Consider the following 20,945-nt stretch of genomic DNA (forward strand, 5'->3'; position numbering starts at 1 on the left):
TTAATAGTAACGTAACTGGGTGCTAAGTTTAGCTTAAATTTCATCCTTAACAGTAGATTAATGAGATTGTTTTTCAATCTTCATACCGCTAAGCGAAATCAAAAACACGATAAACGATACAAGTGAGGCAATAATACTGAGCACAAGTTCAGTCGTTTTACGTAATACCCTTATAGTACCTAAGGCACTTTTTCCCAGTAACTTCATGATTCCTTTGGTTTGCGTACCATATTTTAAACTGATTTTCTCCAGTCTAATCAAATCTTCACCTTGTTCGACATACTTCAAGACTTGCACAACATCAGCAGTAGAACTGGACTTACGAATTGTATTCACCTTCTCAGCCGTTTGCTTAAGCGCACGTAGCGCCTGTGGATTATAAGCTTTCAGGGCTGCTTTACTGATGCCATCCAGATTGTTTTCAGCACGCGCCAACAATAAAAACCCTTTATAGTCGAACACCTCTGAACCCTGCCTGAGCAGAAATCTCTGAAAACTAGGCGTTAACCTGCCACTGCGAGCCGCTAATTTTGTGGTGGAAATCCCCCCTTTGGCGGCTGAGGCGGTTCCAGCACTCGCGACCGTAGCAGCTGTCAAACCAACGCCAACGCCTGCTAACGTCACAATTAGTTCGTTAACAGGCTCACCTTTCGCATACAGTTGGTACTGCTCCCATAAATCCCGTGCATCGCCCACCACCGTAAAATCAGCCGTCAGTGCACCCGCCACCCCAGCACCACTGCTGGCTTCACCCTCTAAAAAACCACTAGCGAAATCATTCACAGTACGACGCGCCGTGTTAAGGGGAGATTCCAAGCGTTGTAACTCTGCTTCAAACACTGCTGGGTCAAGATTGTAACCAAACGTGTTGGCGAGGCTTAGGTACATCCGTGCATCCGCCGGATTGTTATTGGCAATCGCTTCCTGCACTTGTTGCTGCACTGCTTCGCTACTGACTTGGTGCAGCATTAACTGTGCCACATCTGCCGCCATTTCGTCGTATTGCCAATAATCCAGCAATGCCTTAACACTACCAGCTAACAGCAGTACCGATACAAGTAGCAAACTAACATTCCAGAATCTCATCATCTGAGTCTAGCCCATTCCCAACACTTGACGCAGCCCCAACGGGTCATTGGGGTCAACACCCTCCATAAAAGGCTTGCGTCGGTCGTTATTCGTAATTTGGTACACCTTACCAATCCAGTTGCTGTAAAACACTTTTGCCGTATCCCGCCAAGTATTGTGCAACATCGGTAGCAACAGCGTTTCGGGGAACTCCGGCAAGGGCTTGCCTTGGCGTTTTGCTGCTTCCTGTACCAAGCGGTATTCGGTGAGAATCGCTTTGGCTTTGGGACGCAAATAGTTTTCGGGAAAGGGCGGGTAATCTTCCCGCGTCCCGTCAAACCACCGCATGGTTTCGCGGCGGTATTCTTTCAACAAACTCACCTGATCGTATTCGGGATGGCCTTGCATAAAAATCATGCGAAACAGATCAGGGCTGACCGCCATGTGCACGCCCGCCTCTTGACTTTCCACCAATATTTGCACACCGACAGCTTCCAGCTCTGCGCGGTCAATCTGATTGAAACGCGAATGTGGCACATCAAAGCGCGTATTCAAATCATTGACCAGCGGATGTTCCGGCATGGTAACAGCATGGCTATACACGCCCCAACGCTTAAATCCCAACGGGCGGCGGCGGATCCCCCACAAATGTTGCACCAGCGCATGGCTTGCTAAACATGAACACAACGTAGAGGTGACATTTTCCTGCGCCCAAGCCACCACCTCGCACAAACCATCCCAAAACGGTTCGTCTTCCAAATGTTGCGCGGTCGGGTTTGCCCCGGTAATGATCAGCGCATCCAAGCCTTGTTCCTGCAAATCGGCAAACTTTTCGTAATACTGGTCGAGGTAGGCTTGCGCTTTGGCACTGCGCGGCAAACTGTCCAGTGTAAACGGGTGGATATGGAATTGAGCAATCAAATTGGATTCGCCCACCAGTCGGAAAAACTGGCGCTCGGTCGCTGCCAATGCTGCATCCGGCATCATGTTCAGAAAACCGATGTGCAACTCGCGAATATCCTGATTAAAAGCATAATCTTCGCTCAGGATTGTTTGACCTTCTTGACGCAGGCGTTCAAAAGTCGGTAATGCAGTATGTGCAACTAATGGCATAGGAATCCCTCCCCTTACCCGGCAATCTTATGCATGACGCGCAATTGCCATTTCAATCAAGGCATTGAAATCGGCTTCGTTACGCACTTGTGCGGCTTCCTCAGACGTAACTGTGTAGCCGTAGTCATGTGCAATTGCTTCGTAACGCGGCAAACGTGAATGGAACAAGCGCGGAAACACCCAGCGGGTAAAATCATCCGGGATCATTTCGGCGGCGTATTGTAGCCCCTGCTCTTGCAGGTACACCGCTAAATGTTCGCGTAGGAAATTCGGGCGGTAATACAGTGGTTTTGGGTCGCTACGCGCCCGGTCGATGAGCTTTTGCTCTTCATCTTTGGTGGTGACTTTGATGTACAAAATCAGGGTATTTTCTGCCAACAAATCAAATACGCCCGGCTCTTCCAACTCACACAAACTGCCACCTGCATCATTGACGAAGTGCGAATAGCCGTAAATCATTTGCGCTTTACGAATAAATTCCGGCACATCACGCATCGCGGCAATTTCAGCTTCGCGGTATTGCGCCTGACGCTGGATGAACGCATCCAGTGGTACGCCACCAAGTTCGGGATTGCCTAATTTGCCAACGAATGACAGCACCGGCCCAAGATCATTCACGCGGATATTGTTACGAATGTAGATCCAATCATTGCGCAATAATTCGCGTAGGAACGGCACTTTCATCGCCTGTTCTTTGATCAAATCGAGAATGTCTTCATCCAAGTAGCACGTACCAATACGGTAATCACCGGAATAATGAAACCAGTTATGATCACGTAACATGCTGGAAATATGGGTTTTGCCAACACCAGACATGCCCAGCAGCGTGACTTTTTTGTGTTCCCATTGGCGGTATTGTTCTACGGTTAAACGCACACTAAATCTCCGTACAGGTGGTTTCTCACAGGCCAGATACTTTAGCACAACCGGACTGTTTTGCCGTGTTAAACTGCACACCCACGATACGTTTCTGAACACGATGAAAATTGGCTCTTACACCCTCGATAACAACCTGATTGTTGCGCCGATGGCGGGCGTGACCGATCGCCCGTTCCGTACCCTATGCAAACACTTTGGCGCAGGTCATGCCGTCAGCGAAATGATGTCGGTGGATGCGACCTTGTATGCACAAAAAAAATCCCTGTACCGCGCCAACTTTGATGGGGAACTTGCCCCCATTTCTGCACAGATTGCGGGATCTGAACCGGAAATGTTGGCGGAAGCGGCACGGTATCAGGTGGCGAATGGGGCGCAGATTGTGGACATCAATATGGGCTGCCCTGCCCGCAAGGTTTGCCGCAAGCTGGCGGGTTCGGCGCTGTTACAAGATGAGGATTTGGTTAAGCGAATTCTGGATGCGGTGGTGTCGGCGGTGGATGTACCAGTGACGTTGAAAACCCGTTTGGGGTATGCCAATGGAGCAGAAAATATTTTGCGGGTCGCGGGCATGGCGCAACAGGCGGGCATTGCGGCACTGGCGATTCATGGGCGCACTCGTGAGCAAATGTATACAGGTGAAGCACGTTATGAGCTGATTCGCGAAGTGAAACGCCAAGTCACTATGCCGATTATTGCCAATGGCGATATTGATAGCCCGCAAAAAGCTAAGGCGGTGCTGGAGGCAACCGGGGCGGATGCGCTTATGATCGGGCGGGCGGCGCAGGGGCGACCGTGGATTTTTCGAGAAATTGCGCATTATTTGCAAACGGGCGAGGAATTGCCGCCGCCGACTGTTGCCGAAGTCCACGCGGTATTGCTGGAACATTTGGATGAGCTGTATCAGTTTTACGGGGAATATTCGGGGTGTCGTATCGCCCGCAAGCATATTGCTTGGTATACCAATGGGCTGCATGACAGCAATGCGTTCCGGCAGGCTATGTATGCGCAGGATAGTACAGCGGGGCAGGCACGGGCGGTGGATACGTATTTTCAGGCGTTGTTGATGCGGAATGAACGCTTAAGTTAGTCAACAACTTTTTGTAGGAGCCAGCCAAGCAGGCTCCTACAGGGAACATATAGAGTGATTAATCCCCATTCAACCCCAGCGCTTCCCGCACCAACGCCTGCTGCTGGCGCTGGTGCATATACAACGACCCTACCGCAGGCGCTGCCATCGCAGGGCGGCTCACACACACCACTTCGGTATAATCATACGCCTCGAAACGGTGTTTAATGCCATTCCACGCGCCTTGATTAACAGGTTCTTCCTGACACCAAATCACGGTTTTAACGTTCGGGTAATACTCCATCACATCCACCAATTCTTGCGCAGGGAACGGGTAAAGCTGTTCCAAGCGAATAATGGCAGTATCCGTCAACGCCTGTTTGCGGCGCTCTTCCAACAAATCGTAGAACACCTTGCCGCTGCACAAAATCACCCGCTTCACCTGCTCTTTTGCGTCCACATCGGTGATGTCTACATCATCCAGCACCACTTCAAATTGTCCTAACGTGAAATCTTCCAGCGGACTAACCGCCAGAGGATGGCGCAACAAACTTTTCGGCGTAAACACAATCAACGGCTTGCGGTACTTGCGCATCATTTGCCGCCGCAGCATATGAAATACCTGCGCGGGGTTGGATGGAATGCAAATATGCATATTTTCCTGTGCCGCCAACTGCACAAAGCGTTCCAGACGTGCTGACGAGTGCTCCGGCCCTTGGCCTTCCAAACCGTGTGGCAAGAACATCACCAGCCCGCACAAACGCTGCCATTTCTGTTCGCCGGAACTGATGAATTGGTCAATTACCACCTGCGCTCCGTTCACGAAGTCGCCGAATTGCGCCTCCCAAATCACCAGCGTATCCGGTTCAGCCGTAGCGTAACCGTATTCAAACGCCAATACAGCTTCTTCCGACAACACCGAGTCGATCACCGTAAATTTAGCTTGGAAATCAGCAGTATGCTGCAATGGAATCCACTGTTCGCGGCGCTGCTGGTGATGCAATACCGCGTGACGGTGTGAAAATGTGCCACGCCCGCAATCCTGCCCCGACAAACGTACCTCGAAACCTTCCTCCACCAAAGTCGCATAGGCAAGATTTTCGCCGAAACCCCAGTCTGCCAGTTGTTCACCGCGCCCCATTGCCGCCCGCGCTTCCAGCACTTTGAGCACACGCGGATGCACCACAAAATCGGCGGGAATATTGCTGATCCAGCGAGCGCTAATGCTTTGAATGCGTTCTGCGGTGCACGTCGTGTCAATGTGTTGTCGCCAAGGTTGTCCAACATACACTTTCCAGTGCGTCTGCAATTCGGCTGGCAAACCCGTACGCGTTTGACTATTGCAACAGGTAATGCCGCCGTTCGACAACTTGGTGCGGTAAGCGTCGATTAAGCCTTTTGCCCCACCTTCACTCACCACCCCCGCTTCGGCAAGCCGCAGCGCGTATTTGGCGCGAGTGCTGGGCAAACTGCGGATAATGCTGTACATCACCGGCTGGGTCATGTTCGGCTCATCCGCTTCGTTATGCCCTAAGCGGCGGTAACACACCAAGTCGATGACCACATCTTTCTGGAATAGCTGACGGTATTCAAGCGCTACTTGCGTGACATACACCACGGCTTCGGGGTCATCGCCATTGACGTGGAAAATCGGCGCATTGATCATTTTCGCCACGTCAGTCGGGTAATAGGTCGAACGGCTATCCGACACCGTGCTGGTGGTGAAACCAATTTGGTTATTGATGACAATGTGAATCGTGCCACGGGTGCGGTAGCCACGGGTTTGCGCCATATTGAAGGTTTCCATCACCACGCCCTGCCCTGCAAACGCCGCATCGCCGTGAATGGAAATACCTAATACTTGGTCGCCGTCTTTGTCTTCACGCCGGTCTTGGCGAGCGCGTACCGAACCTTCCATCACTGGACTGACAATTTCCAAATGCGAAGGATTGAACGCCAACACCAAGTGCATAGGGCCGCCTTCGGTGCTAACATCACAAGAAAAACCTTTGTGGTACTTGACGTCACCCGTATACGTCTCGTCGATTTTGCCTTCAAACTCGCCAAACAAATCGCCTGCTGGCTTGCACAGCACATTAGTGAGCACGTTTAAACGCCCCCTGTGTGCCATGCCGATAACGATTTCCTGCAAGCCTTGTTTGCCACCTTCGTGAATCAGGGTTTGCAATAGCGGAATCAAGCTTTCGCCACCTTCCAGCCCGAAGCGCTTTTGCCCGACGTAACGGCGATGCAGGTATTGTTCAAAACCTTCTGCGGCAGTGAGTTGTTCGAGAATTTTACGGCGTTCAGGGTGGGTTAGTTTGCCGCGTCCCATTTCCGGTTCGATACGTTTTTGTAACCAGCGTTTTTCTTGCACATCCAAGATATGCATGTATTCAAAACCGATAGTCCGCACATAGGTCTCACGTAGCGCATGGACAATATTGCCCAAAGTCGGCTTGGCAATAATATTGAAAGTACCGGGATCAAATACCGTGTCAGGGTCGACATTTTCTAAGCCATGATGTTCCAGCATTAACTGTGGCACACCAACGGTATAGGCGTAATCACCTAACGGATTAGTATTGGCCTCCAGATGCCCCAAATAGCGGTACGCATTGATCAAGCGCGAAACGTGTAATTGTTCACTACGCTGTGCCAACACTTTACCGTTGCCACTGCTGCTTGGCTTATGGGAGACAGATGTAGCATCTAAGCGCTGAAAGTAGGCTTGCCATTGCGGGTCAATACTTGCCGGATCTTGCTGGTATTGCTCGTAGAGTTGTTCAAGAAAAAGGGCGTGCTCGCCGTCGAGGAAAGATTCATCCATCATACCCGATTGTCCATCCGTTTAGTGTTTCTTATGCGTTGCTATGAATGGCTGCATTATAGCCCAGGTCAGCCGGATTGGTAGCGGGTATTCAGTTTCCTCTTGATCAATACACCTGCCGTGCAAACAACCGCTCAAGCCGGTGCTGAAAACGTTGTACCCGTTCGCCACGCTGTAGCTGCGGAACATATCCCACGCGCCGAGTACGCCCCCCCTGCCGGAACAGCAGGGGAGATTTATTATCGTATTTGACAGTTTCTATTATAAGACTCATGTTGCGCCACTCTCCTGTTTATCATTATTACTAAATACTTTTATAAGCATAACGTGCAAATGTGCAGAAAGTGTGTAGAGTCGATGGAAGGTTTTTGCAGCAACGCTTATTTGCGGTTAGCGGCTGATTCTAAGGGACGAATGTCAGTCGCCACTTTGTCTAATACGCCGTTGATAAACTTGTGTGCTTGTTCAGCACCGTACTTTTTCGCTAGATTGACGTACTCATTCACCACCACCTTGTAAGGGGTTTCGAGGTGGTTTAATAACTCACACGTCGCCACCCGCAATACTGCGTGTTCAATCGGGTCAACTTGTACCAAACTACGGTCAAGATGCGGGGTAATGCGATTGTTTAGCTCGTCACCGCCTTCAATCGCACAGCGCAGTAGTTTATGGAAAAATGCCGGGTCAGATTTGCGAAAATCTGCCGCTAATTCCAGTTCTTCTTGAAAATACAGGTAGATGTCCTGAAAGCTGTTACCGGTGATCAACCACTGGTAAGCACCTTGCATCGCCAGCCGCCGCGCTACGCGACGACGGGCAATTAACTGCTGGGACTCAGAGAGGGGTTTGCGTCCTGCCATGTTATGCGGGTTTCCTGATCTTACGCAGCAACGATACCATTTCGATAGCTGACAATGCGGCTTCAGCGCCTTTGTTACCTGCTTTAGTGCCTGCCCGCTCGATAGATTGTTCAATAGTATCGGTCGTTAATACACCGAAAATAACCGGTAACTCATGGGTCAGGCCAACGTGCGCCAGCCCTTTGGAGGCTTCACCCGCTACATAATCAAAATGAGGCGTACTACCACGGATAACCGCACCCAATGCGATAATGGCATCGTAATCACCGTTAGCCGCCATGGCCTGTGCCACTAAAGCCAGTTCATAAGCACCCGGTACACGCACGACGTCGATGTCTTCCTCTTTCACGCCGCCATGACGCTTGAGCGCATCGACCGCACCGGAAAGCAGGCTTTCGACGATAAAACTGTTGAAACGCGCAACCACGATGCCGTATTTGGCTTCTTGCGGGGCAAAATCACCTTCGATGACATTGAAACTCATTGAACTATCCTAAACTCACTTAAAGAACAATTAGGTAAACCTTGGGGGGAGGTGTTACTTAATCCTGAACATAATCCACAATTTCCAGCCCGAAACCGGCAATGCCGTGTAAACGGCGTGGTGCACTCATGACACGCATCCGATGCACACCCAAATCCGAAAGGATTTGCGCACCAATGCCATAGGTTTTCAATTCAGCCGGAGATGAACGAGTATTGTCCTGCACAACTGGCTGAGATTCAAACCCTTTCAAACGATTTAATACATCTTGTGTTTGGATAGGCTCACGCAGAATGACGATAACACCCTTGCCTTCCTTTTGGATGCGTTGCATGGCACTGCGTAACGGCCAACCACAACCCGGTTCATTCAAGGCCAATAAGTCACACAACTCGTTTTCCAAATGCACCCGCACCATCACAGTATCATCTGCGGCAATTTCACCGTTAACCAAGGCTAGGTGAATATCGTGTTTGGCTAATTCTTTGTAAGCCACCAGATGGAACGCACCGTATTCGGTTTGCACGTCTTTCTCAAACACGCGCTCGATACTTTTTTCATGCTGTACCCGGTAACGGATTAAGTCTTCGATGCTGCCCATTTTCAAGCCGTGCTTCTCGGCGAAAATTTCTAGGTCGGGGCGACGTGCCATTGTGCCGTCTTCATTGAGGATTTCTACAATCGTTGCCGCAGGCTCGAAACCGGCTAAACGCGCATAATCACAACCTGCTTCGGTATGCCCTGCCCGTGTCAATACCCCCCCTGGTTGCGACATTAGCGGGAAAATATGCCCCGGCTGCTCAATATCGCTAGGCAATGCATTCGGTGCAACAGCGGTACGAATGGTGTGCGCACGGTCATACGCGGAAATACCCGTGGTCACGCCTTCTGCCGCTTCGATGGAAATGGTGAAGTTGGTGGTGTGCGCCTCATCCGTTCCGGAAATCATCAGCGGCAGATTTAACTGCTTGCAGCGTTCACGGGTCAGCGTCAGGCACACCAGACCACGCCCTTCTTTCGCCATGAAATTAATGTCTTCGGGGCGTGTTAACGAGGCAACCATTAACAGGTCGCCTTCGTTTTCGCGGTCTTCGTCGTCCACGATGACGACCATTTTACCTTCAGCGAGGTCTTTAAGAATTTCTTCTGTGGTGTTGAATTGCATGGTTTCTCACTTCATAAAGCCGTGTTCGGCGAGGAATGCTTCGGTAATGTTGCTGCCGCTGGTGCTCGAATGCGCGGCTTCGTCGCCTAGCAACAGGCGTTCGAGGTAACGGGCGATCACATCGACTTCCAGATTCACCTGTGTGCCGCTGCGGTAGTCGGCAATGATGGTTTCTTCCAGCGTGTGCGGGACGATATTGAGTTCAAAGGTGCTGCCATCCACCTTGTTGACGGTGAGGCTTGTACCATCGACGGTGATTGAGCCTTTCGCCGAAATGTATTTGGCAAGGTGGTCTGGGGCGCGAATGCTGAAACGCACCGACCGCGCATCGTCGTGACGGCTAATGATTTCACCCAAACCATCGACGTGACCGCTGACCAAATGCCCACCCAAACGGGTTTGCAGGGTCAGGGCTTTTTCCAGATTTACTTTTGAACCGCGTGACAACTCACCAAGGCTGGTCAGGGATAAAGTTTCGCGGGAAACGTCGGCGCTGAAACTGCTGCTATCAAAAGCAATCGCGGTCAGGCACACGCCATTCACCGCAATGCTATCGCCAAGGGCAACATCACGCATATCCAATTTGCCGATAGCAATCGTCAGGCGCATATCGCCACCGATAGGCTGCATATCGCGGATGGTGCCGATGGATTCGATAATGCCAGTAAACATGCAGGTTAACCTCTGGTTTTGGGGCTGATAATCATACGCCAATCTTGCCCGACTGCGCGAATATCACGAATTTCCAGCGGAATGCATTCACGCATTTGGGTAAGGTGCGGTAAGTTAAACAAAGCACGGGCGTCAGACCCCATCAAATGCGGCGCAAGGTAGATCACCAGCTCGTCAGCAAAGCCTTGTTCCACTAATGCACCGCTGAGGGTTGCTCCGGCTTCAACATGAACTTCGGTAATGCCATCGTCTACCAAAGCAGTCATGACATTGGCAAGCACGAGTTTATCGCCGGAAAATCGGCGGATTCTAACACCTGCCGCTTCCAACTGGGTAATTTTCGCAAGGTTGTCGCTACAGGTGTAAATGAGAATGTCGCCTGACAATTTGAGCATTGCAGCATTCAATGGAAACTGTAAACCAGAGTCCAATACTACCCTAACGGGTTGACGTACTTCGCCACGAATACCCAGCGCGTCTGCCGTTAAACGCACATTGAGGGAGGGATCATCCGCCAACACCGTACCAATACCTGTCAGAATTGCACCAGCTTGCGCTCGCAGAAACTGCACATCACGCCGCGCTGCCTCACCCGTGATCCAGACACTTTCACCCGATGCCATCGCGGTACGTCCATCCAAACTCATGGCCATTTTAATGCGAATGTAGGGGCGGTTGCGTTCCATACGCGAGATAAAACCGGGGTTAAGAGCGCGGGCATCGCTTTCTAACAAACCGGATGCGGTGGCAATACCAGCTTGTTGCAAAATCCGTAAACCGTTGCCTGCCACCAGTGGATTAGGGTCAACCATAGCAACCACAACGCGGACAACACCTGCTTGCACCAACGCATTTGCACACGGCGGAGTACGCCCGTAATGCGCACAAGGTTCTAGGGTAACATAGACATCTGCGCCATGTGCTGATTCACCCGCCATGTGCAGGGCATGGACTTCTGCATGAGGTTCGCCAGCACGTTCATGCCAACCTTCGCCAACGATTTGACCGTTACGCACAATCATACAGCCCACTCGTGGGTTAGGCTGAGTGCTATACAAGCCACGTCGCGCCAGTTGTAGCGCCCGTGCCATGTAGCGATGGTCTTCTGGGGTAAAACTCATGCCTTGGGGATAATAGGCAGTAAGTTGATCTGGCGGTTGCGTTGCTCTGGCGTGGGGTCACTTTCCAAATGCTCAATCATGCTACGAAATTCCTCAATCGCATCAAAACGGCGATACACCGATGCAAAGCGAATATAGGCAACTTCATCTAATTGACGCAATTCATCCATGACCAATTCACCGATCATGGATGAGGGTACTTCACGCTCCCCGCTAATGAGAATGCGTTTGCGGATGTGACTTAACGCGGCCTCAATACGATCAATCGACACCGGGCGCTTTTCCAATGCCCGCATAATACCCCCTCGCAGCTTATCATCATCAAAGGGTTCACGTGCCGCATTGGATTTAATCACGCGCGGCAACGTCAATTCTGCCACTTCATACGTCGTAAAGCGCTCATCACAAGCCGAGCAGCGCCGCCGACGCCGCACTTGGTCGCCTTCGTTCGCCAAACGCGAGTCAATGACCCGCGTATCATCCGCTCCGCAAAAAGGGCATCGCATCAGCAGTTACGCCGGGTGATCGCCAAATGTACTGGAACGGTACACTGGGAAACGTTCACAAATGTCTAGCACCAGCCCTTTTACCCGATTGATGGTGGCGACATCTTCAACATTATCTAACACATCTGCAATCCAGTTAGCCAATTGGGTACATTCAGCTTCTTTGAAACCACGGGTAGTAATGGCGGGTGTCCCGATACGAATTCCGCTCGTGACAAACGGTGATTGTGGGTCATTTGGCACGGAGTTTTTATTAACCGTGATGTTCGCAGCACCCAGCGCAGCATCTGCTGCTTTACCCGTAATCCCTTTGTCGATCAAGTCAATCAACATCAAGTGATTGTCTGTGCCACCCGACACAATTTTATAGCCACGCCCCATTAAGGTTTCTGCCATGATTTTGGCGTTCTTGACCACTTGCTGTTGATAAATCGTGAATTCAGGCTCCAGCGCTTCTTTGAAAGCCACTGCTTTTGCCGCAATGACGTGCATCAAAGGGCCACCTTGAATACCTGGGAAAACCAATGAGTTGAATTTCTTTTCCAGATCAGGGTTGGCTTTGGCGAGAATAATACCCCCACGCGAGCCACGCAAAGTTTTGTGCGTGGTGGAGGTTGTTACGTCAGCAATTTGCACCGGGTTGGGGTAAACACCCGCAGCGACCAAACCCGCCACGTGCGCCATATCAACCATCAGGTATGCGCCAACTTTGTCAGCGATTTCACGGAATTTACCCCAGTCAATTACGCGGGAATAAGCTGAAAAGCCTGCCACAATCATTTTGGGCTTGTGTTCCAATGCCAGACGCTCGACTTCGGCATAATCAATGTAGCCGTCGTCGGTAATACCATACTGGACTGCATTGTAGATTTTGCCGGAGAAGTTAACTTTTGCGCCATGGGTCAAGTGACCACCGTGCGCCAGACTCATTCCTAATACCGTATCACCGGGGTTTAACAGTGCCATGTAAACCGCAGCATTGGCCTGCGAGCCAGAATGCGGCTGCACATTAGCATAATCAGCACCAAACAGTTGCTTTACGCGATCAATCGCCAGTTGTTCCGCTTTATCAACGTATTCGCAACCACCGTAGTAACGCTTGGCAGGATAACCTTCTGCATATTTGTTAGTGAGCACCGAACCCTGCGCTTCCATGACGCGCGGGCTGGCGTAGTTTTCAGAGGCAATCAGCTCGATGTGCTCTTCCTGACGGCGCACTTCGGACTGCATGGCACTCCACAATTCATCATCGTAACCTGCGATTGTCATCTGGCTGGAAAACATGCCGCTTTTCTCCTGCACGTTGAAAGCTAAAAAAGCGTTATAGCATACCACTGTTTTCAGGCTCAACCTATGCTGTTTTGTAAGCTGACATGCCTCTCAAACCAAAATTATCGACGGTTTAGTACATGCTAACCGGTGGTTTAGCTTCCGGTGGTGTTTCATCTTTTGGAGTTTCTGCATCTGGCCCACCAAACTTTTTGCCAAAAATCACGGAAGGCTCACCACTACGATTATAAAAATGCAGGGTATTGCCAATCGTTTCCACACTACCAGCACGCTGGAGTGTGCGCAGATAAGCCCCCTCCCAATCACCAACATTGATGGTTTGCTTACCTGCCTCAGGGCGCACAATCGGGCAACCGTCCCGCCCTTTATCAATGCTTGTGATCATAAAACCGGTATGCCCAACCTGTTTAAAATTGGCGTTGTAATCATTACATCCAGCGGAACCCGATAACGCCACCTCACCTACTTTCATACTGATATTCAATTCATTAGGTACTGTGTTGCCATACACCGATAGCAAACGCCATTCTGTATTCAGTAGCGACGGCCCGCCACTATTCAACGGACAAGCACCTGCTGGCAATGGCGTGACAGAAGTATCAGGGGGTGTAGTCGTATCTGCATGAACGCAAACACTACCTAATACTAAAGGAAGCAGCAGCAAAACGCGGCGAACCTGAACAAAAAGACAAGACTGGGCAGCATTCGTTTTCATGGGTTTCCCTCAATGATTGGTGATGGTTATGTGGGGTGAATGATACGTCACATGTATATGACACCCTCCTAAGTATAAGAACAATGCTAACCTTTCACCACATTGAATATTTTCTACCCCCTAGTGTTGGATTTATACCACACTCTATTCGCAAGCAGCCGCAGGCAACGTCACGCCCAAACGCTCACTCAAACGTTTCCAATCAAAAAACGGCCCAGGATCCGTTTTACGTCCCGGTGCAATATGTTCATGCCCCGTAATATCTGCCAAGTTCAGCGTTGGATAAGCATCCACCAAAACGGGGAGTAGTGTTTCAAGCTGAACATATTGCGCCTCTGTAAATGGCTCAAAATCTGAGCCTTCGATTTCGATCCCCACCGAAAAGTCATTGCAGTGCTCCCGGCCTTTGTAGCTAGAAACACCTGCATGAAAAGCACGCTTATGGAAAGGTACATACTGCACAAGCTCACCATTTCGCCGAATCAGCAAATGGCTTGCCACCCGCAAATGGCAAATATCCGCAAAAAAAGGGTGAGCGGTAGGGTCAAGCTGATTGGTAAACAAGTGGTCGATCCACGGCCCACCGAATTCGTAGGGTGGCAGACTAATGTTATGCAAGACGATTAATTCAGGAATGCAACCTTGCGGGCGTTCGTCGTAGTTAGGGGATGGACAGTGGCGTGCGCCGTCCAATAAGCCAGTTTCTCGGTCTATGTTCAAGGTTCATCCTCGGCAGGTTGCGCCAGCGCAGTTTGAATCGCCGTGTGAATACGGGCAGGCAACGGCTCACAGCGCAATTCGCAGTGGTAATGCCCATCAACGTACAAAAAAGTTGCGGGCAGATGGAAAATATCGAACGCATTCACCAACCCACCGTTGTGAACAGCATCCACTTCAAATAGCGGCAAGGGTGGGTATTCGTGCAAGTAGCGTCCCAAGGCCAACTTGAGATTGCGACACGCGCCGCAGTTGGGGGCAGTGAAAAATACCAGTGCAGCGCCGGGGGTTTCCGCCAGCACATGGTGAAAGTTCAGATCAGTCAGACTTGCAATGTTTTTCATGCCGCGCATTATACATCCACTTGTTACTGCCCCTGCACGAAACTTGCTATAGTTTGGGGACTTATGGATGAAGGACAACCGCCATGCTCGACAGCTTGCACATCAAAAATTTCCGCTGCTTTGAAGATTTGACTATCCCCTCGCTGGGGCGGGTAAATCTGATTGTGGGGAAGAATAGTGTCGGCAAAACTACGTTGTTAGAAGCAATAGATATACTTGGTAATGATGCTGTAATTTCTAATATTCGTAAAATTACACAACAACGATCACTCGAAAAAATTGAAGAGCTATTTAACTCAAAGACTCAATCTTCCATATATATAGGAAACTTAGATCATACTACTGGAATTGAAATTAGCTTAACTAATGGAGATATATCAGTACGTTCAATTGAAGGAAAAATAGAAAAACCAACAACAGATCATTCAAAATCAAATAAAGCAATAGCATTAAAAATAAACACATTACAAGAACTATTTGATCTATTTGATAGTGAGCCAAGGGAACGTCTTAATTCATCTTCTATTTATAGCTCATTCTCATCGACAAAATTAGAGTCGGAAGAATTTATTCACTCATTATATGGATTTTTATCAACTGATGATGAATTCAATGACACAGGATTACATCATTTAATACTAGAATGGCTGAGAATAATAAATAATAAAATAAATCATCTATATTTCTTAAAAAAAGAAAAGAATATCATAGCAATGATAAAAATAGATGGAATAAATGATGCTATACCACTACAAAGCATGGGTGAAGGTATCAAGCGTTTATTGCAAATGCTTTTGCGGGGATTCGAGTCTGGTATGTTTTCAGGTGAATATGGTGGTTTTTGGCTAATCGACGAATTTGAGAATGGCTTGCACTACTCAATTCAAGAAGAAGTGTGGGAGAAGCTCTTCAAATTAGCGAAAGAGCTTGATATTCAAGTATTTGCAACAACTCACAGTGAAGATACTGTAAAAGCTTTTTGTAAGGTATCACTTGCAGACGATGAAGTTGACGGCAAACTCATTTCCCTAGGACGCAGTGCCGCCATCGCTGATAACGGGAAAATTCTCGCCGATGTTTATGATGAGAAAACTCTTGCGTGGATTGTTCAATCCGGCATGGAGGTTCGTTAATGACCGATCAACGCATTCTCTTAGTTGAAGGTGAAAGTGATAAAGATTTCTGCCAACAACTGATTTGTACTCTGAAACTGTATGTAACTATCGAACCTGAAACACCTAGAAGCTTATGTCAGCAAGCAGAAAGTGATGGCGTTGATGTCTTACGCACCATTGCTTTGCCTTTAGCTCTCACTCGTCTCAGCAAAAAACAAATAACACATTTAGCCGTTATTGTAGATGCCGACTCATCTGTTCAGGGCTATGGCTTTATCAAACGCCGCGCACAGATCACAACGTTATTAGAACAATATGGTTACATCATTACTGAACTACAGAGTTCTATAAGTCAGGGAGAAATATTTTCACACACCAAAGCAGGCATTCCATCTGTTGGTTTATGGATTATGCCAACCCATAGCATAGATGGAATGCTAGAAGATTTACTTCTCGATAACTTAGGCAATCCCACGCAACAATCTTTACTAAGCAAAGCCGACACAGCAATCAACGAATTAGGCGACTTACGCACGTTTAAAGACACGCATTTATCCAAAGCACGTCTATCTACCCTACTCGCATGGCAAAAGAAACCCGGTACATCCGCAGGAAAAGCCTACCAAGCGGGTGTATTCAACACTGATTCCGCAGCACTCACTGCCTTCACACTCTGGCTACAAGCAGTATTCCAATAACATGAACGGACTCAACCCCCAACAACAAGCCGCCGTCACCCACCTCGGCTCTCCCCTCCTCGTCCTCGCAGGCGCTGGCAGTGGCAAAACCCGCGTCATTACCCAGAAAATCGCCTGGATGATCCGCAAAGGCGTGCATTCTGCCGACCAAATCGCGGCGATCACCTTCACCAACAAAGCCGCCCGCGAAATGCGCGAACGCGCCACCCAACTATTGACCAAGGAAGAAGCTAAGGGACTCACCGTTTCCACCTTCCACACCCTTGGTTTAAACATTATCAAGCGTGAAGCCAAACGCCTCGGTTACAAGAAAAATTTCAGCATCCTCGACGCGCAAGACAGCGAAGCCATCCTCAAAGAACTCGCCCACAAAGAGGATGTAGAGGAAGCCGACAACCTGCGCTGGATTATTTCGCGCTGGAAAAACGACTTCATCTCCGTCGAGCAAGCCGCATTACTGGCAAATACTACCGATGAGAAACTCGCCGCGATTTTATACGAAAAATACCAGCGACAGATCAAAGCCTACAACGCCGTCGATTTCGACGACCTCATCGTGTTGCCCGTACAACTTTTCGAGCAACACCCTGACGCGCTGCAATACTGGCAAAACAAATTACGCTACCTGCTAGTGGACGAATACCAAGACACCAACGCCTGCCAATACCGCCTGATCCGCTTGCTGGCAGGCATTCGCGGCGCACTCACCGCCGTGGGTGACGATGACCAATCCATCTACGCATGGCGCGGCGCACGCCCCGAAAACATTGCGCAATTGCAGCAAGACTACCCCATGCTCAAGGTGGTCAAACTGGAACAAAACTACCGCTCCACCAGCCGCATTTTACAAAGTGCCAATAAACTCATTGGCAATAACCCACATTTATTCGAGAAAAATCTGTGGAGTACCCTCGGCGAAGGCGACCCGATCCGCATCATGCCGTGCCGCACGCCCGAACACGAAGTTGAAAAAGTTGTCAGCGAAATCCTCAAAGCCCGCTTCCGCGACCGTGCTGATTTCAAGGATTTCGCTATCCTCTACCGTGGCAATCACCAAAGCCGCTTGTTTGAAAAGGCCCTGCGCGAAAATAATATCGCCTACAAAATCAGCGGCGGCACCTCGTTTTTCTCGCGGGCGGAAGTCAAAGACATCCTTGCCTACCTGCGCGTTATTGCCAACCCCGACGACGATGCCGCCTTCTTACGCATTATCAACACGCCCAAACGCGAAATCGGCACATCCACACTGGAAAAACTCGGCGAATACGCTCACGAACGCAAAACCAGCCTACTCACTGCCGCGCAAGAACTCGGCTTTGCCCAACGCGTGTCCGCTAAAGCCACCCAACGTATCGAAACGTTTTGCTTTTGGTTACACGAAATCACCCGTGCCGCTGAAAATGCCGACCCGGCCAGCATTGTCAAACAAGTCATCAACGACATCAGCTATGAAGACTGGCTTAAAAACACCTGCAATACCCCTAAACAAGCTGAATCACGCATGAAAAATGTTTGGGAAATCGTCGAATGGATACGCAAGCTCCACGACGATGGCGCAGGCAAAGAAACCTTAGGCGACATCATTGCACACATGAGCCTAGTCGATATGCTGGAGCGCAATAGCGAAGAAAAAGAACAGGATGCTGTCGCCTTGATGACCTTACATGCTGCTAAAGGACTGGAATTTCCCAGCGTGTTTCTGGTTGGCGTGGAAGAAGAATTGCTTCCCCACGCCAATAGCGTCGACGAACACAGCATTCAGGAAGAACGCCGCCTTGCCTACGTCGGCATTACCCGTGCCCAAAAGAACCTCACTATCAGCTATGCCAAAACCCGCTCACGCTACGGCGAAGCCTCCACGGTCGAACCCAGCCGTTTCCTTGAAGAACTGCCGCCAGAACATCTGGAATGGGAAAACAAAAAAACCGCGATCACACCAGAGGAGCGCCAAGAGACTGCACGGGCGTATATTTCCAACTTACAAGCATTGTTGGAGGATTGAAACGTACATAATCGTCAATCCGTTCGTTTTTAGCATTGCACCTATTTAGGGCAAGTGGGAACATAAACCCTTTATCCTGTACGGAGAAAGGAGGAATAGATGACCACCAAAATATACCTACCCGAATCAGAAATGCCTACCCATTGGTACAATGTCGTTGCTGACATGCCAAACCCGCCGTCACCTTACTTGGGACCGGATGGTAATCCTGTGCCACCCGAAGCCATGCTGGCGATTTTCCCTGAAGCCTTGGTGATGCAAGAAGTCAGCAGCGAACGCTGGATCAAAATCCCCGATCCGGTGCGCGAAGCCCTAACCATGTGGCGACCATCCCCACTGTACCGTGCTCACCGCCTCGAAAAAATGCTCAACACCCCTGCAAAAATCTACTATAAAAATGAAGCAGTCAGTCCCGCAGGTTCGCACAAGCCCAACACTGCCGTCGCACAAGCCTATTACAACCAACAAGCAGGCATCAAACGCCTCTCCACCGAAACGGGTGCAGGTCAATGGGGAAGTTCACTGGCATTGGCAGGGCAGATATTCGGCATTGATGTGCGCGTCTACATGGTCAAAATCAGCTACCAGCAAAAACCTTACCGCCGTTCCATGATGCAAACATGGGGTGCAGAAGTGTTCGCTAGCCCAACTGACATGACCGAATCCGGTCGCGCTATCCTCGCCGCACATCCTGATTCACAAGGCTCATTGGGCATTGCCATTTCCGAAGCAGTGGAAGAAGCTGCCAGCCGTGCAGATACCAATTACGCGCTCGGTTCGGTACTCAACCACGTCTTGCTGCATCAAACCATCATCGGTTTAGAAGCCAAAAAGCAAATGGCAATGGTCGGCGATTACCCTGACATGATTTTTGCTCCGTGCGGCGGCGGTTCTAACTTTGGTGGGATCGCCTTCCCATTCCTTGCCGATAATGCAGCCGGGAAAAATGTTCGGCTCGTCGGCGTTGAACCCACCTCTTGCCCGACGTTGACCAAAGGCATTTACACCTACGATTACGGCGATACCGCTGGCCTGACTCCCATGATGAAGATGTATACGCTTGGGCACAATTTTATGCCACCGGGTATCCATGCAGGCGGCTTGCGTTATCACGGTGAGTCGGCGCTAGTCAGCCAGTTGTATCATGAGGGCTTGATCGAAGCCGTTGCTGTACCGCAATTGGAAACCTTTGCGGCGGGTGTGCTGTTTGCCAAAAGTGAAGGAATTATTGCCGCCCCCGAATCGTGTCATGCGATTGCTGCCACGATCCGTGAAGCCCAAAATTGCACGAAAACAGGCGAAGCCAAAACCTTGCTGTTTAACCTGTCAGGACACGGGCATTTCGATATGACTTCCTATGACCGCTATCTGCAAGGTGATTTGACTGACTTCGATTACCCCGAAGAAGCCATCAAGGAATCACTCGCTCATTTACCTAAATTTGGCTAATTGGCTGGGGCGCGTTGGATCGCGCCCCACTCCACCCATTTTTCAATCACTTTTTTACCTTTGAAACGCACCAAAAACCATTCCGAACCATCGTCATTTTCACGGTAATCCAACAGTGTAACGGTATCGCCTTTGATCAAATACTGTTTGGTTTTGCTGGCAGTATTGGGCTTGCTATACAGCACGGCTTTAGCAACAGTGATCTTGCGGGTAGCCGCAACACTTTTATCATCAACGTCAGAGGCATCTTGTGTGTCCGCCACGACTTTCTTAATAAGCTTGCCTACCGAATTATAGATTTTGACGAAAAATAAATCGCCTTCTGTCCCCACCATCGTGCCTTCCGACCACACATAGGGCTTGCCTTTATTGAAACGGTAATCCGTGCTGTACCAACGCGGCCCCGAACGTTGTGCCGTGCTGAGAGTTTTGGTTTCAGGGGTCAAGGTAGGGTTGCTGATGGTTTCTTGGTATTCCTGAAACTTACCCGTTGCTTTATTCCAAAGATACAGGCGGTAAAATAGGTTTACGCCACCGTAGCCAACACCATCCAGTATGGCAACATCGCCCAGCCCATCAAAGTTAAAGTCGGCTTGTAATACTAAACCATCAATCGTTTGACTGCCTTCTGGTACATCGGGCATTTCCCCCAATGCTTGGGATTTACCACTGGGCAGTTTGGCACTAATGGTATTGCCTTTCTGAGAAATCACCACTTCTGACTTAGCGGTGGGCGAGAACGTGACAGGTAATGTGGCGTAGCCTTGGGGTGTCGTGAAGGCTACAGCATTCAGACTCACCCCCAATAAGACTAACCCAAGGTTGATAGGCATCTGCATACTTGCACCTCA

At 49.8% G+C, this 20,945-nt stretch carries 21 protein-coding genes; 5 read left to right on the forward strand and 16 right to left on the reverse strand.

Translation table 11 applies throughout. The annotated features are described in order from the left end of the window. Nucleotides 1–57: 57 nt before the first annotated feature. The 3 genes from BLV87_RS04100 to BLV87_RS04110 are packed head-to-tail and all read right to left on the reverse strand — an operon-like array spanning nucleotide 58 to nucleotide 3,057. A complete protein-coding gene (locus BLV87_RS04100) occupies nucleotides 58–1,065 on the reverse strand; it encodes a hypothetical protein (protein ID WP_245706911.1) in 1,008 nt (335 codons plus the stop codon). Between the two features lie 30 nt (nucleotides 1,066–1,095). Further along, nucleotides 1,096–2,181, reverse strand: coding sequence for a homoserine O-succinyltransferase MetA (gene metA / locus BLV87_RS04105; protein WP_093065681.1), 1,086 nt, complete (start codon nucleotides 2,179–2,181; stop codon nucleotides 1,096–1,098). Nucleotides 2,182–2,208: 27 nt separating this feature from the next. Then, nucleotides 2,209–3,057, reverse strand: a complete 849-nt coding sequence (locus BLV87_RS04110) for an ATPase (protein WP_093065682.1) — start codon at nucleotides 3,055–3,057, stop codon at nucleotides 2,209–2,211. A gap of 103 nt (nucleotides 3,058–3,160) precedes the next feature. On the opposite strand from BLV87_RS04110, the gene dusB reads away from it, so the two are divergent. Next, nucleotides 3,161–4,147 carry a tRNA dihydrouridine synthase DusB gene (gene dusB, locus BLV87_RS04115; protein ID WP_093065683.1) on the forward strand — a complete coding sequence of 329 codons (987 nt, stop codon included), beginning with the start codon at nucleotides 3,161–3,163 and terminating at the stop codon, nucleotides 4,145–4,147. Between the two features lie 58 nt (nucleotides 4,148–4,205). On the opposite strand, the gene BLV87_RS04120 is transcribed toward dusB, so the two are convergent. The 12 genes from BLV87_RS04120 to BLV87_RS04170 all read right to left on the reverse strand — a co-directional run bounded on the left by BLV87_RS04120 (nucleotide 4,206) and on the right by BLV87_RS04170 (nucleotide 14,830). Then, a complete protein-coding gene (locus BLV87_RS04120; RefSeq protein WP_093065684.1) occupies nucleotides 4,206–6,959 on the reverse strand; it encodes a 2-oxoglutarate dehydrogenase E1 component in 2,754 nt (917 codons plus the stop codon). Nucleotides 6,960–7,062: 103 nt separating this feature from the next. Next, the gene (locus tag BLV87_RS19240; protein ID WP_175517836.1) at nucleotides 7,063–7,230 is read right to left on the reverse strand and encodes a hypothetical protein; all 168 of its coding nucleotides are present in this window, start codon (nucleotides 7,228–7,230) and stop codon (nucleotides 7,063–7,065) included. A gap of 106 nt (nucleotides 7,231–7,336) precedes the next feature. Beyond that, on the reverse strand, nucleotides 7,337–7,816 hold the full coding sequence (gene nusB, locus BLV87_RS04125; RefSeq protein WP_093065685.1) for a transcription antitermination factor NusB: 480 nt from the start codon (nucleotides 7,814–7,816) through the stop codon (nucleotides 7,337–7,339). Nucleotide 7,817: 1 nt separating this feature from the next. After that, the gene (ribH, locus tag BLV87_RS04130) at nucleotides 7,818–8,300 is read right to left on the reverse strand and encodes a 6,7-dimethyl-8-ribityllumazine synthase (RefSeq protein ID WP_093065686.1); all 483 of its coding nucleotides are present in this window, start codon (nucleotides 8,298–8,300) and stop codon (nucleotides 7,818–7,820) included. Nucleotides 8,301–8,358: 58 nt separating this feature from the next. After that, entirely contained in the window at nucleotides 8,359–9,465 is a 1,107-nt protein-coding gene (ribBA, locus tag BLV87_RS04135; protein WP_093065688.1) for a bifunctional 3,4-dihydroxy-2-butanone-4-phosphate synthase/GTP cyclohydrolase II, read from the reverse strand. 6 nt (nucleotides 9,466–9,471) lie between these two features. Then, complete coding sequence (locus tag BLV87_RS04140; protein WP_093065690.1) at nucleotides 9,472–10,137, reverse strand: riboflavin synthase; 666 nt, start codon at nucleotides 10,135–10,137, stop codon at nucleotides 9,472–9,474. Between the two features lie 5 nt (nucleotides 10,138–10,142). After that, on the reverse strand, nucleotides 10,143–11,258 hold the full coding sequence (ribD, locus tag BLV87_RS04145) for a bifunctional diaminohydroxyphosphoribosylaminopyrimidine deaminase/5-amino-6-(5-phosphoribosylamino)uracil reductase RibD (protein WP_217629933.1): 1,116 nt from the start codon (nucleotides 11,256–11,258) through the stop codon (nucleotides 10,143–10,145). After that, nucleotides 11,255–11,764, reverse strand: a complete 510-nt coding sequence (gene nrdR, locus BLV87_RS04150; RefSeq protein ID WP_093065694.1) for a transcriptional regulator NrdR — start codon at nucleotides 11,762–11,764, stop codon at nucleotides 11,255–11,257. The genes ribD and nrdR overlap by 4 nt, the downstream gene beginning before the upstream one ends. Nucleotides 11,765–11,770: 6 nt before the next feature. Beyond that, the gene (gene glyA / locus BLV87_RS04155; RefSeq protein WP_093065696.1) at nucleotides 11,771–13,048 is read right to left on the reverse strand and encodes a serine hydroxymethyltransferase; all 1,278 of its coding nucleotides are present in this window, start codon (nucleotides 13,046–13,048) and stop codon (nucleotides 11,771–11,773) included. 118 nt (nucleotides 13,049–13,166) lie between these two features. Beyond that, the gene (locus tag BLV87_RS04160) at nucleotides 13,167–13,769 is read right to left on the reverse strand and encodes an META domain-containing protein (protein ID WP_093065698.1); all 603 of its coding nucleotides are present in this window, start codon (nucleotides 13,767–13,769) and stop codon (nucleotides 13,167–13,169) included. Nucleotides 13,770–13,913: 144 nt separating this feature from the next. After that, nucleotides 13,914–14,489 (reverse strand): 1,6-anhydro-N-acetylmuramyl-L-alanine amidase AmpD, encoded by a 576-nt coding sequence (ampD, locus tag BLV87_RS04165; RefSeq protein WP_093065700.1) that lies wholly within the window; start codon nucleotides 14,487–14,489, stop codon nucleotides 13,914–13,916. Next, nucleotides 14,486–14,830: a thioredoxin family protein gene (locus BLV87_RS04170; protein ID WP_245706912.1), complete on the reverse strand. Its 345-nt coding sequence runs from the start codon at nucleotides 14,828–14,830 to the stop codon at nucleotides 14,486–14,488. Before BLV87_RS04170 ends, ampD begins: the two co-directional genes overlap by 4 nt. Nucleotides 14,831–14,913: 83 nt before the next feature. On the opposite strand from BLV87_RS04170, the gene BLV87_RS04175 reads away from it, so the two are divergent. From BLV87_RS04175 to BLV87_RS04190, 4 genes are all read left to right on the forward strand, one after another. Beyond that, nucleotides 14,914–15,963: an AAA family ATPase gene (locus tag BLV87_RS04175; protein ID WP_093065704.1), complete on the forward strand. Its 1,050-nt coding sequence runs from the start codon at nucleotides 14,914–14,916 to the stop codon at nucleotides 15,961–15,963. Continuing rightward, entirely contained in the window at nucleotides 15,963–16,643 is a 681-nt protein-coding gene (locus tag BLV87_RS04180; RefSeq protein WP_093065706.1) for a DUF3226 domain-containing protein, read from the forward strand. The genes BLV87_RS04175 and BLV87_RS04180 overlap by 1 nt, the downstream gene beginning before the upstream one ends. A gap of 1 nt (nucleotide 16,644) precedes the next feature. Then, entirely contained in the window at nucleotides 16,645–18,645 is a 2,001-nt protein-coding gene (gene rep, locus BLV87_RS04185) for a DNA helicase Rep (RefSeq protein ID WP_093065708.1), read from the forward strand. A gap of 99 nt (nucleotides 18,646–18,744) precedes the next feature. Further along, the gene (locus tag BLV87_RS04190; protein WP_093065710.1) at nucleotides 18,745–20,094 is read left to right on the forward strand and encodes a TrpB-like pyridoxal phosphate-dependent enzyme; all 1,350 of its coding nucleotides are present in this window, start codon (nucleotides 18,745–18,747) and stop codon (nucleotides 20,092–20,094) included. Here BLV87_RS04190 and BLV87_RS04195 read toward each other — a convergent pair. Then, complete coding sequence (locus BLV87_RS04195; protein ID WP_093065712.1) at nucleotides 20,091–20,933, reverse strand: XAC2610-related protein; 843 nt, start codon at nucleotides 20,931–20,933, stop codon at nucleotides 20,091–20,093. The two genes, BLV87_RS04190 and BLV87_RS04195, sit on opposite strands and share 4 nt — an antisense overlap. Nucleotides 20,934–20,945: the final 12 nt, after the last annotated feature.

The organism is Thiothrix caldifontis (genome assembly GCF_900107695.1).
In the GTDB taxonomy this organism is placed as follows: domain Bacteria; phylum Pseudomonadota; class Gammaproteobacteria; order Thiotrichales; family Thiotrichaceae; genus Thiothrix; species Thiothrix caldifontis.